17 protein-coding genes are annotated in these 15906 nt (G+C 71.7%); 6 read left to right on the forward strand and 11 right to left on the reverse strand.

The window, feature by feature from the left end; translation table 11 throughout:
* Window positions 1–255 precede the first annotated feature (255 nt).
* The gene (gene bldD, locus Asi02nite_RS05005; protein WP_203703049.1) at window positions 256–744 is read left to right on the forward strand and encodes a transcriptional regulator BldD; all 489 of its coding nucleotides are present in this window, start codon (window positions 256–258) and stop codon (window positions 742–744) included.
* A 102-nt stretch (window positions 745–846) separates the two neighbouring features.
* On the opposite strand, the gene nusB is transcribed toward bldD, so the two are convergent.
* The gene (nusB, locus tag Asi02nite_RS05010; RefSeq protein WP_203711012.1) at window positions 847–1257 is read right to left on the reverse strand and encodes a transcription antitermination factor NusB; all 411 of its coding nucleotides are present in this window, start codon (window positions 1255–1257) and stop codon (window positions 847–849) included.
* 23 nt (window positions 1258–1280) lie between these two features.
* On the reverse strand, window positions 1281–1838 hold the full coding sequence (efp, locus tag Asi02nite_RS05015) for an elongation factor P (RefSeq protein ID WP_203710947.1): 558 nt from the start codon (window positions 1836–1838) through the stop codon (window positions 1281–1283).
* 74 nt (window positions 1839–1912) lie between these two features.
* Between efp and mptB the strand changes: the two genes are divergently transcribed.
* A complete protein-coding gene (gene mptB / locus Asi02nite_RS05020; protein ID WP_239126484.1) occupies window positions 1913–3358 on the forward strand; it encodes a polyprenol phosphomannose-dependent alpha 1,6 mannosyltransferase MptB in 1446 nt (481 codons plus the stop codon).
* A complete protein-coding gene (locus Asi02nite_RS05025) occupies window positions 3355–4584 on the forward strand; it encodes a glycosyltransferase 87 family protein (protein ID WP_203710948.1) in 1230 nt (409 codons plus the stop codon). Before mptB ends, Asi02nite_RS05025 begins: the two co-directional genes overlap by 4 nt.
* 247 nt (window positions 4585–4831) lie before the next feature.
* Here the strand turns inward: Asi02nite_RS05025 and aroB are convergent, their stop codons facing one another.
* The 4 genes from aroB to Asi02nite_RS05045 form a co-directional block, all read right to left on the reverse strand.
* Entirely contained in the window at window positions 4832–5908 is a 1077-nt protein-coding gene (gene aroB / locus Asi02nite_RS05030) for a 3-dehydroquinate synthase (protein ID WP_203710949.1), read from the reverse strand.
* Window positions 5909–5923: 15 nt separating this feature from the next.
* The gene (locus Asi02nite_RS05035; RefSeq protein ID WP_203710950.1) at window positions 5924–6406 is read right to left on the reverse strand and encodes a DinB family protein; all 483 of its coding nucleotides are present in this window, start codon (window positions 6404–6406) and stop codon (window positions 5924–5926) included.
* Between the two features lie 33 nt (window positions 6407–6439).
* Window positions 6440–7387, reverse strand: coding sequence for an AAA family ATPase (locus tag Asi02nite_RS05040; protein WP_203710951.1), 948 nt, complete (start codon window positions 7385–7387; stop codon window positions 6440–6442).
* A 146-nt stretch (window positions 7388–7533) separates the two neighbouring features.
* Entirely contained in the window at window positions 7534–8490 is a 957-nt protein-coding gene (locus Asi02nite_RS05045) for a helix-turn-helix transcriptional regulator (RefSeq protein WP_203710952.1), read from the reverse strand.
* Between the two features lie 56 nt (window positions 8491–8546).
* Here Asi02nite_RS05045 and Asi02nite_RS05050 point away from each other — a divergent pair, with 56 nt between their 5' ends.
* Entirely contained in the window at window positions 8547–9224 is a 678-nt protein-coding gene (locus Asi02nite_RS05050) for an alpha/beta fold hydrolase (RefSeq protein ID WP_203710953.1), read from the forward strand.
* Here the strand turns inward: Asi02nite_RS05050 and Asi02nite_RS05055 are convergent.
* Complete coding sequence (locus Asi02nite_RS05055; protein ID WP_203710954.1) at window positions 9214–9726, reverse strand: shikimate kinase; 513 nt, start codon at window positions 9724–9726, stop codon at window positions 9214–9216. The two genes, Asi02nite_RS05050 and Asi02nite_RS05055, sit on opposite strands and share 11 nt — an antisense overlap.
* Entirely contained in the window at window positions 9723–10901 is a 1179-nt protein-coding gene (gene aroC, locus Asi02nite_RS05060) for a chorismate synthase (protein ID WP_203710955.1), read from the reverse strand. Before aroC ends, Asi02nite_RS05055 begins: the two co-directional genes overlap by 4 nt.
* A gap of 128 nt (window positions 10902–11029) precedes the next feature.
* Here aroC and Asi02nite_RS05065 point away from each other — a divergent pair, with 128 nt between their 5' ends.
* Together Asi02nite_RS05065 and Asi02nite_RS05070 are read left to right on the forward strand one after the other, a co-directional pair.
* On the forward strand, window positions 11030–11542 hold the full coding sequence (locus tag Asi02nite_RS05065) for a SigE family RNA polymerase sigma factor (protein ID WP_203711014.1): 513 nt from the start codon (window positions 11030–11032) through the stop codon (window positions 11540–11542).
* Window positions 11539–12930 (forward strand): hypothetical protein, encoded by a 1392-nt coding sequence (locus Asi02nite_RS05070; RefSeq protein ID WP_203710956.1) that lies wholly within the window; start codon window positions 11539–11541, stop codon window positions 12928–12930. Before Asi02nite_RS05065 ends, Asi02nite_RS05070 begins: the two co-directional genes overlap by 4 nt.
* Before the next feature lie 499 nt (window positions 12931–13429).
* Here Asi02nite_RS05070 and Asi02nite_RS05075 read toward each other — a convergent pair whose 3' ends face one another.
* Genes Asi02nite_RS05075 through ruvX form a run of 3 tightly spaced genes read right to left on the reverse strand, consistent with a single transcriptional unit; the run spans window position 13430 to window position 15902 of the window.
* Window positions 13430–14239, reverse strand: a complete 810-nt coding sequence (locus Asi02nite_RS05075) for a shikimate dehydrogenase (protein ID WP_203710957.1) — start codon at window positions 14237–14239, stop codon at window positions 13430–13432.
* On the reverse strand, window positions 14236–15447 hold the full coding sequence (gene mltG, locus Asi02nite_RS05080) for an endolytic transglycosylase MltG (RefSeq protein ID WP_239126485.1): 1212 nt from the start codon (window positions 15445–15447) through the stop codon (window positions 14236–14238). The genes Asi02nite_RS05075 and mltG overlap by 4 nt, the downstream gene beginning before the upstream one ends.
* Window positions 15444–15902 carry a Holliday junction resolvase RuvX gene (gene ruvX, locus Asi02nite_RS05085; protein WP_203711016.1) on the reverse strand — a complete coding sequence of 153 codons (459 nt, stop codon included), beginning with the start codon at window positions 15900–15902 and terminating at the stop codon, window positions 15444–15446. The genes mltG and ruvX overlap by 4 nt, the downstream gene beginning before the upstream one ends.
* Between the last annotated feature and the right edge of the window lie 4 nt (window positions 15903–15906).

Genomic DNA, 15906 nt, shown 5'->3' on the forward strand with positions numbered 1-15906 from the left:
ACGGGTCGTTAAAGGATGTCTTCGGCGAACCGTCGATCACGTTACCAGCGGGGACTCTGCGGGTAACCGCAGCGTGCCGTGCGTAACACTGTCGCCAGTCGTTGATGCATGGTGCAGGAAAATTCGGACAACACAACACAGTCATCCCAAGTGATGGGTAATGAGCACTTGACCAGTTCTCTCATTCCCCGTACCGTCACGCTCCGTAGCGATCGCTGGGGAGAACCCCGGGTACCAGCACTGGGAGAGTCGTCAATGGCTTCTGAGTACGCCAAGTCGTTGGGCGCGCGTCTGCGCTCCATCCGCCAACAGCAGGGCCTGTCCCTGCAAGGTGTGGAGGAGAAGTCGAACGGCCGTTGGAAGGCGGTCGTCGTCGGCTCCTACGAGCGCGGTGACCGGGCCGTGACGGTGTCCCGCCTCGCCGAGCTCGCCGACTTCTACCGGGTTCCGGTCTCGGAGCTGCTGCCCGACGGCAGTGGCGTCCGGCACGAGCCCACCAACAAGATCGTCCTAGACCTCGAGCGCCTGTACGACGAGGCTTCCGAGGAGCTCGCCTACGTGGCCCGCTACGCGCGCGCCATCCAGCAGCAGCGCGGCGACTACAACGGCCGGGTGCTGTCCATCCGCGCGGACGACCTGCGCGCGCTGGCCATCGTCTACGACTCGTCGCCGTCGGGCCTCATCGAGCGCCTCAACGAGCACGGCGTCCTCGTCGCGGACCCGCGGGCGTTCTTCGCCAGCTGACGTCGGTTCGACGCTTCGACGCCGAGGGCCCCTCACCCGCCGCTTTCGCGGTGGGAAGGGGCCCTTGTTGGCTTTTGTCGTTTAACGCGCTGTCGCGACCCGCTAACGCGGTGCGTACTCGGCGATCCGGCCGATCAACCCGTTGAGGAAACGCGGGCTGTCGTCGGTCGACATCTGGCGGGCCAGTTCGACCGCCTCGGTGATCGCCACCGCGTCGTCGATCTCGTCGACGTAGAGCAACTCGTAGACCGCGATCCGGGCCAGGTTGCGGTCGACCACCGGCATGCGGTCGATCGTCCACCCCTCGGCGTAGCTCGCGATCAGCTCGTCGATCCGGTCGAGGTGCGTGGCGACACCCTTGACCAGGCCCTCCGCGTAGTCCAGATGGCCCGGCAGCGGGCGCTCCAGCCGCGCGACGTAGTCGATGAGGACATCCGTCGGCGGCCGGTCCCGCAGGTCGGCTTCGAACAGCACGTCGAGGGCCCTCTTACGCGCCTTGCGGCGCGCGGGCATCGAGGTCTTGGGGCCCTCCGCCATCAGCCGCGGCCGAGGTAACGGCCGTCTCGGGTGTCGACCTTGATCTTCTCACCGGTGGTGATGAACAGCGGGACCTGGACGGTCGCGCCGGTCTCGACGGTGGCCGGCTTGTTGCCGCCCGTGGAACGGTCGCCCTGCAGGCCCGGCTCGGTGTAGGTGACCTCGAGCACGACGCTGGTCGGCAACTCGATGTAGAGCGGGACGCCCTCGTGGGTGGCGACGATCGCCTCGGCCTCGGGGAGGAGGTAGTTCGACGCCTCGCCGACCGTGCCACCACTGACGTGGATCTGGTCGTAGGTGTCGAGGTCCATGAAGACGAAGTCTTCGCCGTCGGCGTAGAGGTATTGCATCGTGCGCTTGTCGACGGTCGCGGTATCGACCTTGGTCCCCGCGTTGAAGGTCTTGTCGACGACCTTCCCGGACAGCACGTTCTTGAGCGTGGTGCGCACGAACGCACCACCCTTTCCGGGCTTGACGTGCTGGAACTCAACAACAGCCCATAGCTCGCCGTCGAGGTTGAGAACCAGGCCGTTCTTCAGGTCGTTGGTGGTGGCCATTTCCTGCCTTGATCTTCACTCAGCGGACAGACTATGCGAGTCTACCGGCCATCAACGGATGCCATCTTCCTCGGGTGTCCGCGCCGGTTGTCGCCAGCCATGGTGCCGGCCTGCTGGGGCGGTGCCGCGCCTGGGGGGTGGCCGGCACGATGTGCGTCGCCCTGGGCGGGCTCGGCGCCGGTGCCGGGCCGGCCACCGGGCCGCTGGCGCGCCCCGATCTTCCCGTGGACCTCTTCAACCTCGGCGTGACGGTCGCCTATTTCGGCCTCGTGCTGCTCGTGGTCGCCTGGTGGCGGCTGGGCAAGCTGGTGCGGCACCGGCCGCCGCGGGTCGAGGAACTGGTCTCCACGCTGCTGATGTGGGCGGCGCCGCTGGTGGTCGCGCCGCCGGTGTTCAGCCGGGACGTCTACAGCTACCTGGCGCAGGGCGCGATGGTCGGCGCCGGCCTCGACGTCTACACGTCCGGGCCGGCCGACCTGGGCGGGCCGTTCAGCGCCGAGGTGCCGGCGATCTGGCAGCACACCGCCACGCCGTACGGGCCGGCCTTCCTGCTCGTGGCCACCGTCGTGGCCACGCTGGTCGGCGGGCACGTGACGCTGGGCGTACTGCTGATGCGCCTCGTCGCCCTCGGTGGTGTGGCCCTGCTCGCGGTCTCCCTGCCGGCGCTCGCCCGCCGGTGCGGCATCGCGCCGTCGGCGGCGCTCTGGCTGGCGGTGCTCAACCCGCTGGTGCTGCTGCACCTGGTCGGCGGGGCGCACAACGACGCAGTGATGATGGGCCTGCTGGCGGCCGGTCTCGCCGCGGCGCTCGCCGGTCGGCCGGTGCTCGGCGCGGTGGCGATCACCCTGGCGGGTCTGGTCAAGGTACCGGTGGCGGTCGGGCTCGCGGCCGTCGCGCTGATCTGGGCCGACCAGGTGGCCGGCCGGTGGCCACGGGTGCGCGCGCTCGGTGGCACGACCCTGGTCGCCGCGGGCACGGCGATCGGGGTGACCTGGGTGGCCGGCACCGGTTTCGGCTGGATCGGCGCGTTGCGGACGCCGGTGACCGCGGACAGTTGGTCGCTGACCAGCGCGCTCGGCCGGGCGACGACGGCGCTGCTGGAATCGTTGGACGCGTCGTTCGGCACCGCGCCCGTGACCGGGTGGCGGCTGGCCGGCATGTGCGCGGCGGTGGCCGCGGCCCTGCTGGTCTGGCACCGGCGGCAGTCCGTCGGGCCGGTGCGGGGCGTCGGCCTCGTGCTCGGCGGCGTGGTGGTGTTCGGCCCCGCGGTGCGGCCCTGGTATCTCCTGTGGGCGGTCGTCCCGCTGGCCGCCGCGGCGCCGTTCGGCCGGGCGGGCAAGGTGGCGGCGGCCGCGTCGGCCGTGCTGACGATGGTGGTGCTGCCGGACGGTTTCGCGCCCGACCCGGGGACGCTGGCGTTCGCGGTGATCGGCGGGTGCCTCGCGGTGTCGCTGCTGGTGATGACGGCGTTCGCGACCCAGCCGGACGCCGACGACCTGGCCGCGGGGATGGCCCGGTGACGCGCCGCCGTACCCTCGCGGTCCTGGCCGTTTCGGCCGTGCTCTGGGTCATCGTGGTGCCGGGGCGGCGCGGCTTCTTCGACGTGGGCGTCTACTACGGAGCGGTGCGGCACTGGCTGGCGGGCGGCCAGTTGTACGACTACCTGCGGCCCGACACGGTGTACGGCTTCACCTATCCCCCGTTCGCGGCGCTGCTGATGACACCGCTGGCACCGCTGACGTGGCACACGGCGATCGCGGTGAGCATCGTGGTCAACGTCGTGGCCGGCGGCCTGGTCATCCGCTGGCTGGTCGGTCCGGGTTGGCGTCCCTGGGCGTTGGTGGCGCTGCTGTGTGTCTTCCTGGCGCCGGTCCGGGACACGGTCAGCTTCGGCCAGGTCAACCTGGTGCTGCTGGCGCTGGTCTGGTGGGACCTGCGCCGCCCTTCCGCCCGTGCCGGCGTCGGGATCGGCGTGGCGACCGCGGTCAAGCTGACGCCCGGGCTGTTCGTCGTCTACCTGGCGCTGGCCCGTCGCTGGCAGGCTTTCTTCATGTCCGTGGGTACGATCTGCGGCGCGATCCTGCTGGCCGCGGCGGTGGCACCGGCGGCGTCCCGGACCTTCTGGACCGAGGCGCTGTGGAACACCGGTCGGGTCGGTGACCTGGCCTACGTCTCCAACCAGTCGCTACGGGGCGTGGTGGCTCGGGCGGGCCTGCCGGGCTTCTGGTGGGCGGTCGCGGTGCTGGCGGTCTGCGCACTGTGGGCGGTCCGGGCGCGCCGCGCGGCGCTCGCGGGCGACCACCTGACAGGCTTCGCCCTGACGGGCGTGGCCACCTGCCTGATCAGCCCGGTGACCTGGGTGCACCACCTGGTCTGGCTGCTCCCGGCCCTGTACCTGGCCTGGCGCACCGGCCGCGCCCGCTGGCTGGTCGTGGCCTCCTACGTCCTGCTCTGCACCAGTGCGGTCTGGCTCTGGTCGGACGGCGGCCCGTCACTCGGCGCGGTGCTCGGCGCCAACCTGTATGTCTGGATCGCCCTGGGCCTGCTGGCGTTGCTGCCGATCACCCCGGCGCCCGTCGACCCGCGGAGCCCGGCGCGCGAAGGTCGGGTCGGTGATCTCCCGCCGCAGGAAGGCGGCGCGGGAGACCTGGGAGGTGTGCCGGATCGGCAGGTCGGCACCGGTGCACGGCCGGTTGTGCGGTCCGGGCGGCCGCACGATGAATCCGTCCATATCGGAGACGCGTAGGGGCGGTCGGCTGCATCGACGCCCAGCGTGACGCCCTGCCCACCCGCGACGTCGGAGCGGTCCAGGTCGGGCCCGTGGGGCACGTCGGCCCGCATCGACGCCCAGCGTGACGCGCTGCGAACCCGCGACGTCGGAGCGGTCCGGGTCGGGCCCGTGGGGCACGTCGGCCCGCATCGACGCCCAGCGTGACGCGCTGCGAACCCGCGACGTCGGAGCGTTCCGGGTCGGGCTCGTGTGGTTCGGGGGGTCAGCGGGAGACCGCGGCGAACGCCTCCGTGAGGAGGGCGTCCGACGGGCCTTCGAGGAGGTCCGTGGTCGCCAGCGCGTCCAGCACCACGAAGCGCAACCGCGAGCCGCGGGCCTTCTTGTCCACGCGCATCGCCGCGAGGAGTTCCGGCCAGGCCTCCGCCAGGTACCTGGTCGGCAGGCCCAGCGACGTCAGGATCGCGCGGTGGCGCGCGGCCGTCGGCTCGTCCAGGCGGCCCGACAACCGGCTCAGCTCCGCCGCGTAGACCAGGCCCACCGCGACCGCGTCGCCGTGGCGCCAGGTGTAGTGCTCCACCTTCTCGATCGCGTGCGCCAGCGTGTGGCCGTAGTTGAGGATCTCGCGGCGCCCCGACTCCTTCAGGTCGCCGCCGACCACGTCGGCCTTCACCCGGATGGCGTGCTCGATCAGCGCGCGCACCGCCGGGCCCGTCGGGTCGAGCGCGGCCCGTGGGTCCCGCTCGATCAGGTCGAGGATCGCCGGCTCGGCGATGAAGCCGCACTTGACCACCTCGGCCAGGCCCGCGGTCAGGTCTGCGGGCGGCAGCGTGTCGAGCGTGTCCAGGTCGCAGAGCACCCCGACCGGCGGGTGGAACGCGCCGACCAGGTTCTTGCCCGCCGCCGTGTTGATGCCCGTCTTGCCGCCGACCGCCGCGTCGACCATGCCCAGCAGCGACGTCGGCACCGGCACCCAGCGCACGCCGCGCAGCCACGCCGCCGCCACGTATCCGCCCAGGTCGGTGGCCGCGCCACCGCCCACCGCGACGACCGCGTCGGAGCGGGTGAAGCCGGCCGCGCCGAGGCGGTCCCAGCAGGCCGCGGCCGTGTCGATGGTCTTGCCGCTCTCCGCGTCGGGGATCTCGACACGCGTCACGGCCCGACCCTCGGCGCGCAGCGCGGCCTCGACCGCGTCGGCGCGCGCGAACAGCGGCGCGGAGGCGAGGACGGCGACGCGCTCGGCGCCCGGCAGCAGCGGACCGACCTGGTCGGTGAGGCCGCGCCCGACGACCACGTCGTAGGCCTGCTCACCGCCGACCGGAATCCGGGTGATCTCACTCATCGGCGCCGAGCATAGTCACCCCATCGTCTTCTGGCCGTCGATGCTCTCGCGGATGATGTCGGCGTGGCCGGAGTGCTGCGAGATCTCGGCGATCACGTGCAGGAACGTCCGCCGCACCGACCAGGAGGCGCCCGGCTCGAACCAGGGCGCCCGGGGTAGCTCGTGCTCCGTGTCGAGGTCGAGCTTGTCGACCAGGGCGTCGGTCTCGGCGCCGGCCGCCTCGAAGTCGGCGACCATGTCGGCCAGCGTCGCGCCCGCCGGCATGGCGAAGCCCGTGGCCCAGTCGACGTCGATCCGCTCCATCGCCCCGGCACCACCCGCGGCGAAGGCGTTCCAGCCGCGGGTGACCGTCGCGACGTGGCGTAGCAGCCCGCCCAGGCACAGCGCGCTGGCCGTCGGGGTCAGCCGGGCCTGCTCGTCGCTCAGCCCGCGCACGGTGAACAGCAGGAACCCGCGGTGTCGCTGGAGGGAGGCCAGCAGATCGGCGCGCTCAGTCATGCCAGTGAGATTAGGGCCCGGGTACGACAGAAATCAGGAGTGCACCGGCGCCGGGTCGCCCAGCGCGTGTGCCGGCATCTCCAGCTCGGTGCCGTGCGCTTCCTGCCAGTCGTACACCTTGCTCATGGTCACGGCCGACGCGAAGAACTCGCGGGCGGACAGCCCGCCGACCACGAGGTCGTTGTCCTGCGCCAACAGCGTGCCCGGCACGAGCCGCAGCCCCGCCCGCAACGCCGCACTGAGCCGGCGATGCCCGTCGACCACGAAGAACCGCGAGTCGGCGTAGCCGATCGAGATCGGCTCCAGCGAGTCCGGCCCCGCGAGGGCCTCGGACTCCGGCATCCCGCGCAGCGCGCCGATGTCACCCGTCGGGTAGATGCGGGCCGGGTCGAGCAGCAGCAGCGGCGGGCTCTCGGCCAGGATCTGGCCACCGAGCCGGCCCTCGATCGCGGCCACCGCCACGTCGATCACCTCGTCGGGCCGCGCCCGGGTGGTGTCGAGGACCAGGTCGTAGTTGCGCAGCGCGTGCTTGTCGGCGTGATAGCGGGTGAGGAACCGCTGGCGCTCGCTCTCGCTGCGGCTGCGCAGCTGGTCCTTGGCCTCCTCGAGCGTGGCGTAGTTCTCCACCTCGTTGGCCGGCCGCCCGAGCACCCGGCGGGCCGCCACGGTCGGGTCGGTGATCAGGTGCACCTTGAAGCCGTTGGTGAAGAAGAACCAGGCCAGCCGGCTGTCCATGATGACGCGTTGGCCCGACTCGGCGATCTCGCGCTGCATGGTGTCGACCGTGCCGTCGATCACGTCGTCGAGCTCGGCGTGCAGGTTGAGCTGCAGCGCGGTCATGCCCCGCTGGCGCGCCATCTCACGGTAGAGGTCACCGACGCTGATCCGGCGCAGGTTGAGGCGCTCCGACAGCCCTACCGACACGGTGCTCTTGCCACTTCCCAGGTCACCGTTGACGGTGATGGACCGCTGGTTGCCCATGCGCCTCGATCCTCAAAGAGATTTGCCCGAATAGTCGGACTAGCCCGCTTTACGCCAATCTCACAAAATCCTAACACCCACCCCACCGTCGTACGATCGCCCGTTTGCTCGATCCCAAGCGGGCCAACGTAGTCCTCTGTGGAGATTCACCGCGCCGCGTGCTCGACCAGTCGCTCCGCGTGCTCCCGCACGGCGTCGCGTAGCTCCGGTGGGCCCACGATCCGGAAAGGCCAGCCTAGACCTGCCAACATCTGCGCCATTCCGGGCAGGCTCTGGGCACGCGTACGCATGAGAACGCCGTCACCCGTCTCCGTGATCTCCGCGACACTGGCGGGAACGCGGCGCCGCACGAGCCCCACCTCCGCCTCGAAGAGCACCTCGACCTCCCACGTGTAGGGCACACCGACCAACGAACGGGTGACGTGCCCGACCGCGTCGAACCCCTCCGGAACGGTGAACGTCGCGGCGCCCGGGTCGACCGCGGTGATCCGGTCGAGCCGGAACGTGCGGATCTCGCCGCGCTTGTGGTCGAACCCGGTCAGATACCAGCGGCCGGCGTGGAAGACGAGGCCGTACGGGTCGACCTCGCGCAACGAGACCGCACCCTGCCACGACCGGTAGGTGATGCTCACCCGGCGGGTGTCGCGGGCGGCGGCGCCGAGCGTCAGCAGCGTCGTGGTCGCCGGCCGCGCCGCCGTCGCGCGCCGATCGACCGTGAAACCGAGGCTCTCCTGTACGCCCGCCAGGCGCTCGGCCAGGTTCTTCGGCAGGACCCGGCGGATCTTCGCCAGCGCCGGCCCGGTCGCCGGCGCCTCTGTTGTCAGGCCGAGGTGCTCGGCCGCGATCAGCCCGAGGACGACGGCCGCCGCCTCGTCGTCGGTGAGCATCAGCGGAGGCAGCTTGTAGCCCGGGCTCAACCGGTAGCCGCCGTAGCGACCCCGCGCCGCGACCACCGGGATGCCGAGGTCGGCCAGGGTCGTGGCGTAGCGGCGGACCGTGCGCTCGTCGACCCCGAGCCGGGCACCGAGGTCGGCGCCGGTCAGCCGGTGGTGGCTCTGCAGGAGTTCCAGCATGCCCAGCACCCTGGACGCGGGATGTGACACCGGTCACTCTCCTTATCCGGACCGAAACTGTCCGGATGCCAATCTACGCTCCATCCATGACTGAGACGTTCGTACTGGTGCCGGGCATGTGGCTCGGGGGTTGGGTGTGGGACGCGGTGGCGGAGCGGCTGCGGGCCGCCGGCGACCGCGCGATCGGGGTGACGCTGGCCGGCGTCGGTGACCGGGCCGACGAGGGCGACGCCGATCTCGAGCAGCACGTCGCCGACATCATCGCGGCGGCGCGCGGGCAGGAGAACGTCGTCCTGGTTGGACACAGCTACGCCGGACTGCCGGTGACCGCGGCCGCCGCGCGCGTCCCGGTGCGTCGGGTGATCTATGTGGACAGTGGACCGCTGCCGGACGGCACCCGCCAGCTCGACATGGGGCCGCCGCCGGAGTCGACCGGCCCTGTGCCACCGCGGGACTGGGACCCGGTGGCCGACCCGGACCTGCTGCGGGGCCTCGACGCGGAGGCGTTGGCACTGCTGGAGAAGCGGGCGACGACCCACCCCTACGCGTCGGTCGCGCAGCCACTGCGCCGCGGCGGCTCACTCAACCCGCCCGCCGGCCTGATCGCCTGCACGTTCTCGCTCGAGCAGATCACCGCGATGCGCGCTGCCGGTCACCCGTTCTTCGCGAGCGTGGGCGACGACGTGCGGATCAGTGAACTGCCCACCGGTCACTGGCCGATGCTCTCGGAGCCGGCGAAGCTGGCCGACCTGCTCAGGGCTTGAGCAGGGCGGCGATCTCCTCGGCCACCTCGTCCGGCGTACGCCCGTCGGTCTCGACCGTGATCGTGGCGGCCGCCTCGTAGAGGGGCAGGCGCTGGTCGAGGAGATACCGCAGCGTGGCCCGCGGGTTGATCTCCAGCAGCGGCCGCCCGGCGCTGAGCCCGACCCGCTTGACCGCCTCGCCGAGGCTCACGACCAGGTGCACGACCTGGTGCCCGGCGAGCGCGGCGCGGTTCTCCTCGGCGAGGATCGCGCCGCCACCGAGGGCGAGCACCCCGTCGAAGTCGCGCACCGCGGCGGCGACGGCGGCCCGCTCGAGGGCACGGAAGTGCTGCTCGCCCTCGTCGAGGAAGATCTCCGGGATCGGCTTGCCGGCCGTGGCCTCGATGTCGGCGTCGGTGTCGCGAAAGGACACTCCCAGCTTCGCGGCCAAGGCCTCGCCGGTGCTGGTCTTGCCGGCACCCGGCGCGCCCACGAGGATCGCCCGCGGCTGGCCCGCGCTCATCGGATCACCAGGTTGTCGAGGTAGCCGGTCAGGTTGCGGCGGATCTCCGCCACCGAGTCGCCACCGAACTTCTCGGTCGCCGCCTCGGCCAGCACCAGCGCCACCATCGACTCGGCGACGATCGCGGCGGCCGGCACGGCGGCCACATCGGACCGTTGGTTGATCGCGGTGGCCGGCTCGCCGGTCGCCACGTCCACCGTGGACAGTGCCCGGTTCAGCGAGGAAATCGGCTTCATCGCGGCCTTCACGCGCAGCGGCTCACCGGTGCTGATGCCGCCCTCCAGGCCGCCGGCCCGGTCGGTGACCCGCTTGACGCCGTTGGCGGTCGGGATGATCTCGTCGTGCGCCTGCGAGCCGCGGGACCGGGCCTGCGTCCACGCGTCGCCGATCTCCACGCCCTTGATCGCCTGGATCGACATCAGCGCGGTGGCGAGCCGGGCGTCGAGCTTGCGGTCCCACTGGACGTGGCTGCCGAGGCCCGGCGGCACGCCGTACGCGAGGATCTCGACGATGCCGCCCAGCGTGTCGGCGTCCTTCTTGGCCGCGTCGACCTCGGCGACCATCCGCGCGCTGGCTTCGGGGTCGAGGCAGCGCAGCGGATCCGCGTCGATCCGCTCGGCGTCCTCGGGCCGCGCGTGCAGGCCGGGCTTGGCCGCGACACTGCCGAGCTCGACGACGTGCGACACGATCTCGATGCCGAGCGCCTGCCGCACCAGCTCCCGGGCGACGGTGCCGACCGCGACCCGGGCGGCGGTCTCCCGCGCGCTGGCCCGCTCGAGGATCGGCCGCGCGTCGGTGTGACCGTACTTCTGCATGCCCGCGAGATCGGCGTGCCCCGGCCGCGGCCGGGTCAGCGGCGCGTTGCGCGCCTGCTTGGCCAGCAGATCGGGGTCCACGGGGTCGGCCGCCATGACGGTCTCCCACTTGGGCCACTCCGAGTTGCCGACCTTGACGGCCACCGGGCTGCCCAGCGTCACGCCGTGCCGGACCCCGCCGAGGATCTCGACCTCGTCCTGCTCGAACGACATCCGCGCGCCGCGCCCGTAGCCGAGCCGCCGCCGCGCGAGCTGGCGCGCGATCTCGGCACTGGTCACCTCGACACCGGCCGGCACTCCTTCGAGCACCGCCACCAGCGCGGGCCCATGCGATTCCCCTGCGGTCAACCAGCGCAACACGGCCCAAGTCTGACACGGGCCCGGGGCCCGCCCGCGATCCGGGCACCCGGTCCCAAAACCCGGACTCAACCTCACGGACCCCATCCGGCGTCTACCCCGCGTCTGACAAACACGACGGGGAGGTGACGGTGGAGGCGGGCGACGACTTCCAGCTGTTCGTACGGGAGCAGTGGCCTCGGCTGCTCCGGACGGCGTACCTGCTGACCGGCGACCGCGGCACGGCCGAGGACCTGGTGCAGTCGGCGCTGGAGAAGACACACCGGCGCTGGAGCCAGGTGCTGCGCAAGGACAGCCCCGAGGTGTACGTGCGCCGGGCGATGGTCAACACCGCCGCCTCCTGGTGGCGCCGGCGCCGGCCGATCGAGGTGCCGCTGCTGGCCTCGGACGCCACGGCCGGGCCCGACGCGTACCTCCAGATCGAGCAGCGGCAGCAGCTCCTCGTTGCGCTGCGCCGGTTGCCACCGCGGACCCAGGCGGTCCTCGTGCTCCGGTATTTCGAGGACCTCAGCGAGGCGGAGACCGCCCGGATCCTGGGTTGCTCCGTGGGATCGGTCAAGAGCCAGGCCTCCCGCGGCCTGGCGCGGCTGCGCACGGACCTGTCCGGCAATCCATCGGTACGACTACAGGAGGAACCGACATGACGCAGAGCCCACTTCGCGACGCCCTCCGGTATGCGGCGGACGCGGTCGAGGTGCCCGACGACCCGTGGCCGGGTTTCGACCGGCGGGAGCGCCGGCACCGGAAGAAGCGCCGGGTCCGCCGCGTGGCGCTCGCCTCGGTGGTCGTCGCGGCAGCCGGGATCCAGACCAACGTCGTGCCGCTGCCCGGCTGGGCGCCCGGCGTCGCGCTGGCATCGCCCTGGTCGGTGCTGGCCGACGAGCCGGCCCGGGGTGCCCTCGCCACCGACGAGGCCTGGCTGGCGGCGATGCGGGAACGGGTCTCCGGGGTCACGGACCCGGACGGCTTCTGGGCGATCGCGGGGCGCGACCGGATCCGGGTGCTCTACGCCGGCGACGTGCCGGGAGCCCGGGTCGCGCTGGTGCTCGTCCCGCTGCGGCTCGGCTTCGTCACGAGCTGGGAGCTGGTCTGGTACGAGGGCCCGCCCGGCGCCACTCCCCTCGACATGACCATGGCCGGCAACCAGGACGCGGGCGAACCGGTCGTCACGCTGATGCGGGCGGACGCGGAACGCGGCGGCTACGCGCTGGTGGTCGGGCCGAGCGGCACCACCGTAACGATCACCGGCAGCCCCCGGTATGCCGCCGCCGGCGTGGTGGAACGGCGGCAACTCGCCAGCTCCGACGGCACCGGTGTCGCGGTCGCGGCGCTGGAGCCGCTCGCCGGGCCGCCGGGGCTCGACGCGCGGGTCAGCCGTGGCGACCAGGTGATCTACGAGGGCATCGTGTCCGGCGGTTGGAGCTCCTCGGCGGACGGCGACCCGTGGCAGCCGACCGCGGCCCAGCTCGCGGACGCCAAGAAGTTCGTGCGGGGCCCCGCACCGGACGCCGCGATCCTGGCGAGCTTCGTCAAGCTGGCGCTCATGGACAGCCACCTGCCGGCGGCCGGGACGACTGTGCGCCTGCGCTGGTCGGGGACCGTCAACGGGCAGGCGGCGATGTTGCTGAGCGTACAGCCGCCCGGCGGCGGGGTGATCGCGTACGCGATGCACGGTGACGCCACCAGCTCCCGGACCGACGTGCGGCTGCTGCTGCCCGCCGCGGGAGCCGACGAGCGGCCGATCGGCTGGCGGCTGCGCGCGGAGGGCGGCGACGGGCGCACCGACGAGGTGGTCGTGTCGGTTCCGACCGGCACGGCCACCGCGACGGTGACGGTGGACGGCAGGTCGCCGGTGCCGGTCTCCCTGGACGCGGCCGGCTCAGGCAGGACGTCGGTGCCGGACGGCGCGCCCGCGACGGTGACCGCCCATGCCGCGGACGGAACGGCCCTGGCCAGCACGCCGGTGCCTCCGTTCGAGAACGACTCGTCACGCCTCCCCGGCGACACCCCGGGCACCCGCATCGTCCCGTAAGGCACGACCGACCGGAGCCGGCGCTGCTGCCTGGCTCCGGTCGTCGGCTTGCCGCCGGTGCGCCGATCCCCGGCCCGCGGCCCTCCCGGTCACCGCCTCGCCGCCCGGGCCGGCCGAAGGTACGCGCCGCACCGCACATGCTTTGTCATGTGCCCACATGCTTTGGCATGTGCGCCCCGGACGACACCTACCCCGGCGCGTCGTCTCGACCGGGAGGGTCGGTCCACGCCGAAGCCAAGCTCGTCGTCATCCCGGGTTGATCGCGGAGGCGGGCTCGCGGATCCGCCCCACACGACCCGGATCGGTGGCGGAGTCGGTGGGTCACGATCGTGCCTGGCGCGGAGCCGGCGTCCGTGCCGATCAGGCGCCTCGCCGGAACGCGCGGGGTGGTTCCTCGTCCTACCGCGGACCTGGCAGCGAAGCGGAGCGAGCGGTGTCTGGCGGGAGCGACGGTCCGGACCACCGCGGACCCGAGCAAGGATCCGGCGGTTCTCGATCTTCAGGAGCGGGCGCGGGAAAGGGCTTCGCGCATGGCGTCGACCGGGGGTTCGGCGCCGGTGAAGAGGTGGAACTGGCCGAGGGCCTGGGCCAGGAGGAGGTCCAGGCCCGAGAGGATGTCGCAGCCCGCGCGGGCGGCGGAGTCCGCGAGGGGCGTCGGCCAGGGGTCGTAGAGGGCGTCGAAGAGGATCGTCGACGGGTGCCAGGTCCCGTTGATCGCGAGTGGGTCCGCGACGCCCTTCGGGACCGTGGAGATGACCACGTCCGCGGCCAGGGCGGCCAGGGCGTCCGGCCACAGCGTCGGGCGTAGCGGCAGGTTGAGCTCCGCCGCGGCGGCAGCCAGCTCCTCGATCGCCAGCTGGCGGCGGGCTACCACCGTGACCGACTCGGCGGCCAGGCGGGACGCGGCGGCCAGGGCCGCGCGGGCCGTGCCGCCCGCGCCGAGGATCGTGAAGCGCGCTCCGGCCGCTACGCCCGCCTCCGTCAGCAGGGCGACCATGCCCTCGACGTCGGTGTTCGTGGCGTACCAGCCGGTGCCGCGACGGACCAGCGTGTTGGCCGCGCCGACCGTGGCCGCGACCGGGGCCACCTCCGTCGCGACCGTCAGGGCCACCTCTTTGAGCGGCATGGTCAGCGACAGGCCCGCCCACTCCGGCCCGAGGCCCGCGACCAGGTCGGGCAGGGCGGCCTCGTCACATTCGACGGCGGTGTACGACCAGTCGGTCAGGCCCAGCGCCGCGTAGCCGGCGTTGTGGATCACCGGGGAGAGCGAGTGGGCGATGGGCCTGCCCAGGACTGCCGCACGCGTCAATTGATGATCCCGGCCTCGCGTGCCTTGACCTTGTTGGCTTCGTGCTGCTCGTTGGTCTCGGCGAAGGCCGAGTTGCCCTTGTTGTCGATCGCCACGAAGAACAGCCAGTTGCCCGCCGGCGGGTTCAGCGCACCCTCCAGCGCTTCTTTACCGGGGTTGGCGATCGGCGTCGGCGGCAGGCCCTTGTAGAAGTGGCTGTTGTACTTGTTGCTCTGGTCGGCGTAGTCCGCGGGCTCCATGTCCTTGGACGCCTTGGTCTTCTTGCCGGCGATCTCGAGGCCGTAGTTGAGCGTCACGTCGAACTGCAGCGGCATGTCCTTGACGTACACCCGGTTGTAGGCGACCCGCGCGATCTTGCCGAGGTCGGCCTTGGTGCCCGACTCGGTCTGGGCCAGCGACGCGACGGTCAGCGCCTCGTACGGGGAGATGCCGCCACGGTTCTTCTGCACGTTGTCGGCGAACTTCATGTCGCCGGTGACGGTCAGGAACCGGTCGATCATGATGTCGAGGACCTGCTTGGCGGTCGGGTTCGGCGGCATCTCGTAGGTGTCCGGGAAGAGGAAGCCCTCGAGCGACTTCGTCACCTTCTTGCCGTCGTTGCGCGTGAACCAGTAGTCGGGGATGTTGAACGAGTCGACGTTCTTGGCCGCGTTCTGGAAGTCCTTGACCGGGATCTTCGTCTGCTCCGACAGGCGCTTGAACGTCGTCAGCATGGTCAGGCCCTCCTGGACCTGTACGCCGTTGACGATCTTGTTCTTCGGGTCGACGAGGACGTCGAGTGCCGCCTTGCCGCTCATCTGCTTGGCGAGCCCGTAGACGCCGGGCTGGATGTTCTTGCTGCGGCTGTCCTCGTCGGCGGCGTTGATGAACGCCTTCGCGCTCTTCACGACCTCGGCCTTGACCAGGGTGTTGGCGATGTCGGTGGCGCTCTGCGCCGGCTTGACCTCGACGTTGACCTTCTCGCCGTTGCCGGCGCCCTCGAAGTCGGGGGTGGTGAAGTAGCCCTGCACCCGGTCGAACCCGTACCAGGCTCCGGCACCCAGGCCGCCCAGCAGGATCAGCGCCATGAAGAACGCGATCGCGGTCTTGCCCCCGCCGCCGCCCTTGCGCTTCTTCTTGCCGGTGGCCGCCGCCTTGCGATAGCCGCGTCGATGTCGGCCCTTGTCGGCCCGGTCCTCGAACGCGAGGTCAAGATCGTCGATCGTCACGTTCGCCTCCGCTGTGCGTCCAGCCAGCCCTGCAGTATCTCAACCGCGGCCGCCTGGTCGACCACCGCACGTTGGCGCCGTCCCCGCACGCCACGCTCGGCCAGCCTACGGGTTGCGACAACCGTCGATAGCCGCTCGTCCGCCAGCCGCACCGGGATCGGATCGATGACCGTCGCCAACCGGAGAGCATAGGCCCTCGCACCGGTCGCCGCAGGTCCGTCCTTGCCACCCAGCGTGACGGGAAGACCGACCACCACTTCGATGATCGCGTGCTCCTCGACAAGTCGCGCAAGTTCGGCGATATCTGCAGGTATAGCGTCTTCTCCGGCATCCGCGTCACGCCGTAGCGTCACCAACGGAGTGGCGAGAATGCCGTCGGGGTCGCAGATCGCGACCCCGACACGCACGTTACCCACATCGACACCGAGTCGTACACCCCGGTGAAAAGCGCTCAGTCCG

This window comes from Asanoa siamensis (assembly GCF_016862555.1).
GTDB classification, from domain to species: Bacteria; Actinomycetota; Actinomycetes; order Mycobacteriales; family Micromonosporaceae; genus Asanoa; species Asanoa siamensis.

Excerpts from the sequence above, each read along its gene's own strand:
- nusB (WP_203711012.1), bottom strand. The coding sequence starts at position 1,257 with ATGCCCGCGCGCCGCAAGGCGCGTAAGAGGGCCCTCGACGTGCTGTTC.
- bldD (WP_203703049.1), top strand. The coding sequence starts at position 256 with ATGGCTTCTGAGTACGCCAAGTCGTTGGGCGCGCGTCTGCGCTCCATC.
- Asi02nite_RS05055 (WP_203710954.1), bottom strand. The coding sequence starts at position 9,726 with ATGAGCGCGGGCCAGCCGCGGGCGATCCTCGTGGGCGCGCCGGGTGCC.
- Asi02nite_RS05040 (WP_203710951.1), bottom strand. The coding sequence starts at position 7,387 with ATGGGCAACCAGCGGTCCATCACCGTCAACGGTGACCTGGGAAGTGGC.
- aroB (WP_203710949.1), bottom strand. The coding sequence starts at position 5,908 with ATGAGTGAGATCACCCGGATTCCGGTCGGCGGTGAGCAGGCCTACGAC.
- efp (WP_203710947.1), bottom strand. The coding sequence starts at position 1,838 with ATGGCCACCACCAACGACCTGAAGAACGGCCTGGTTCTCAACCTCGAC.
- Asi02nite_RS05050 (WP_203710953.1), top strand. The coding sequence starts at position 8,547 with ATGACTGAGACGTTCGTACTGGTGCCGGGCATGTGGCTCGGGGGTTGG.
- Asi02nite_RS05070 (WP_203710956.1), top strand. The coding sequence starts at position 11,539 with ATGACGCAGAGCCCACTTCGCGACGCCCTCCGGTATGCGGCGGACGCG.
- Asi02nite_RS05035 (WP_203710950.1), bottom strand. The coding sequence starts at position 6,406 with ATGACTGAGCGCGCCGATCTGCTGGCCTCCCTCCAGCGACACCGCGGG.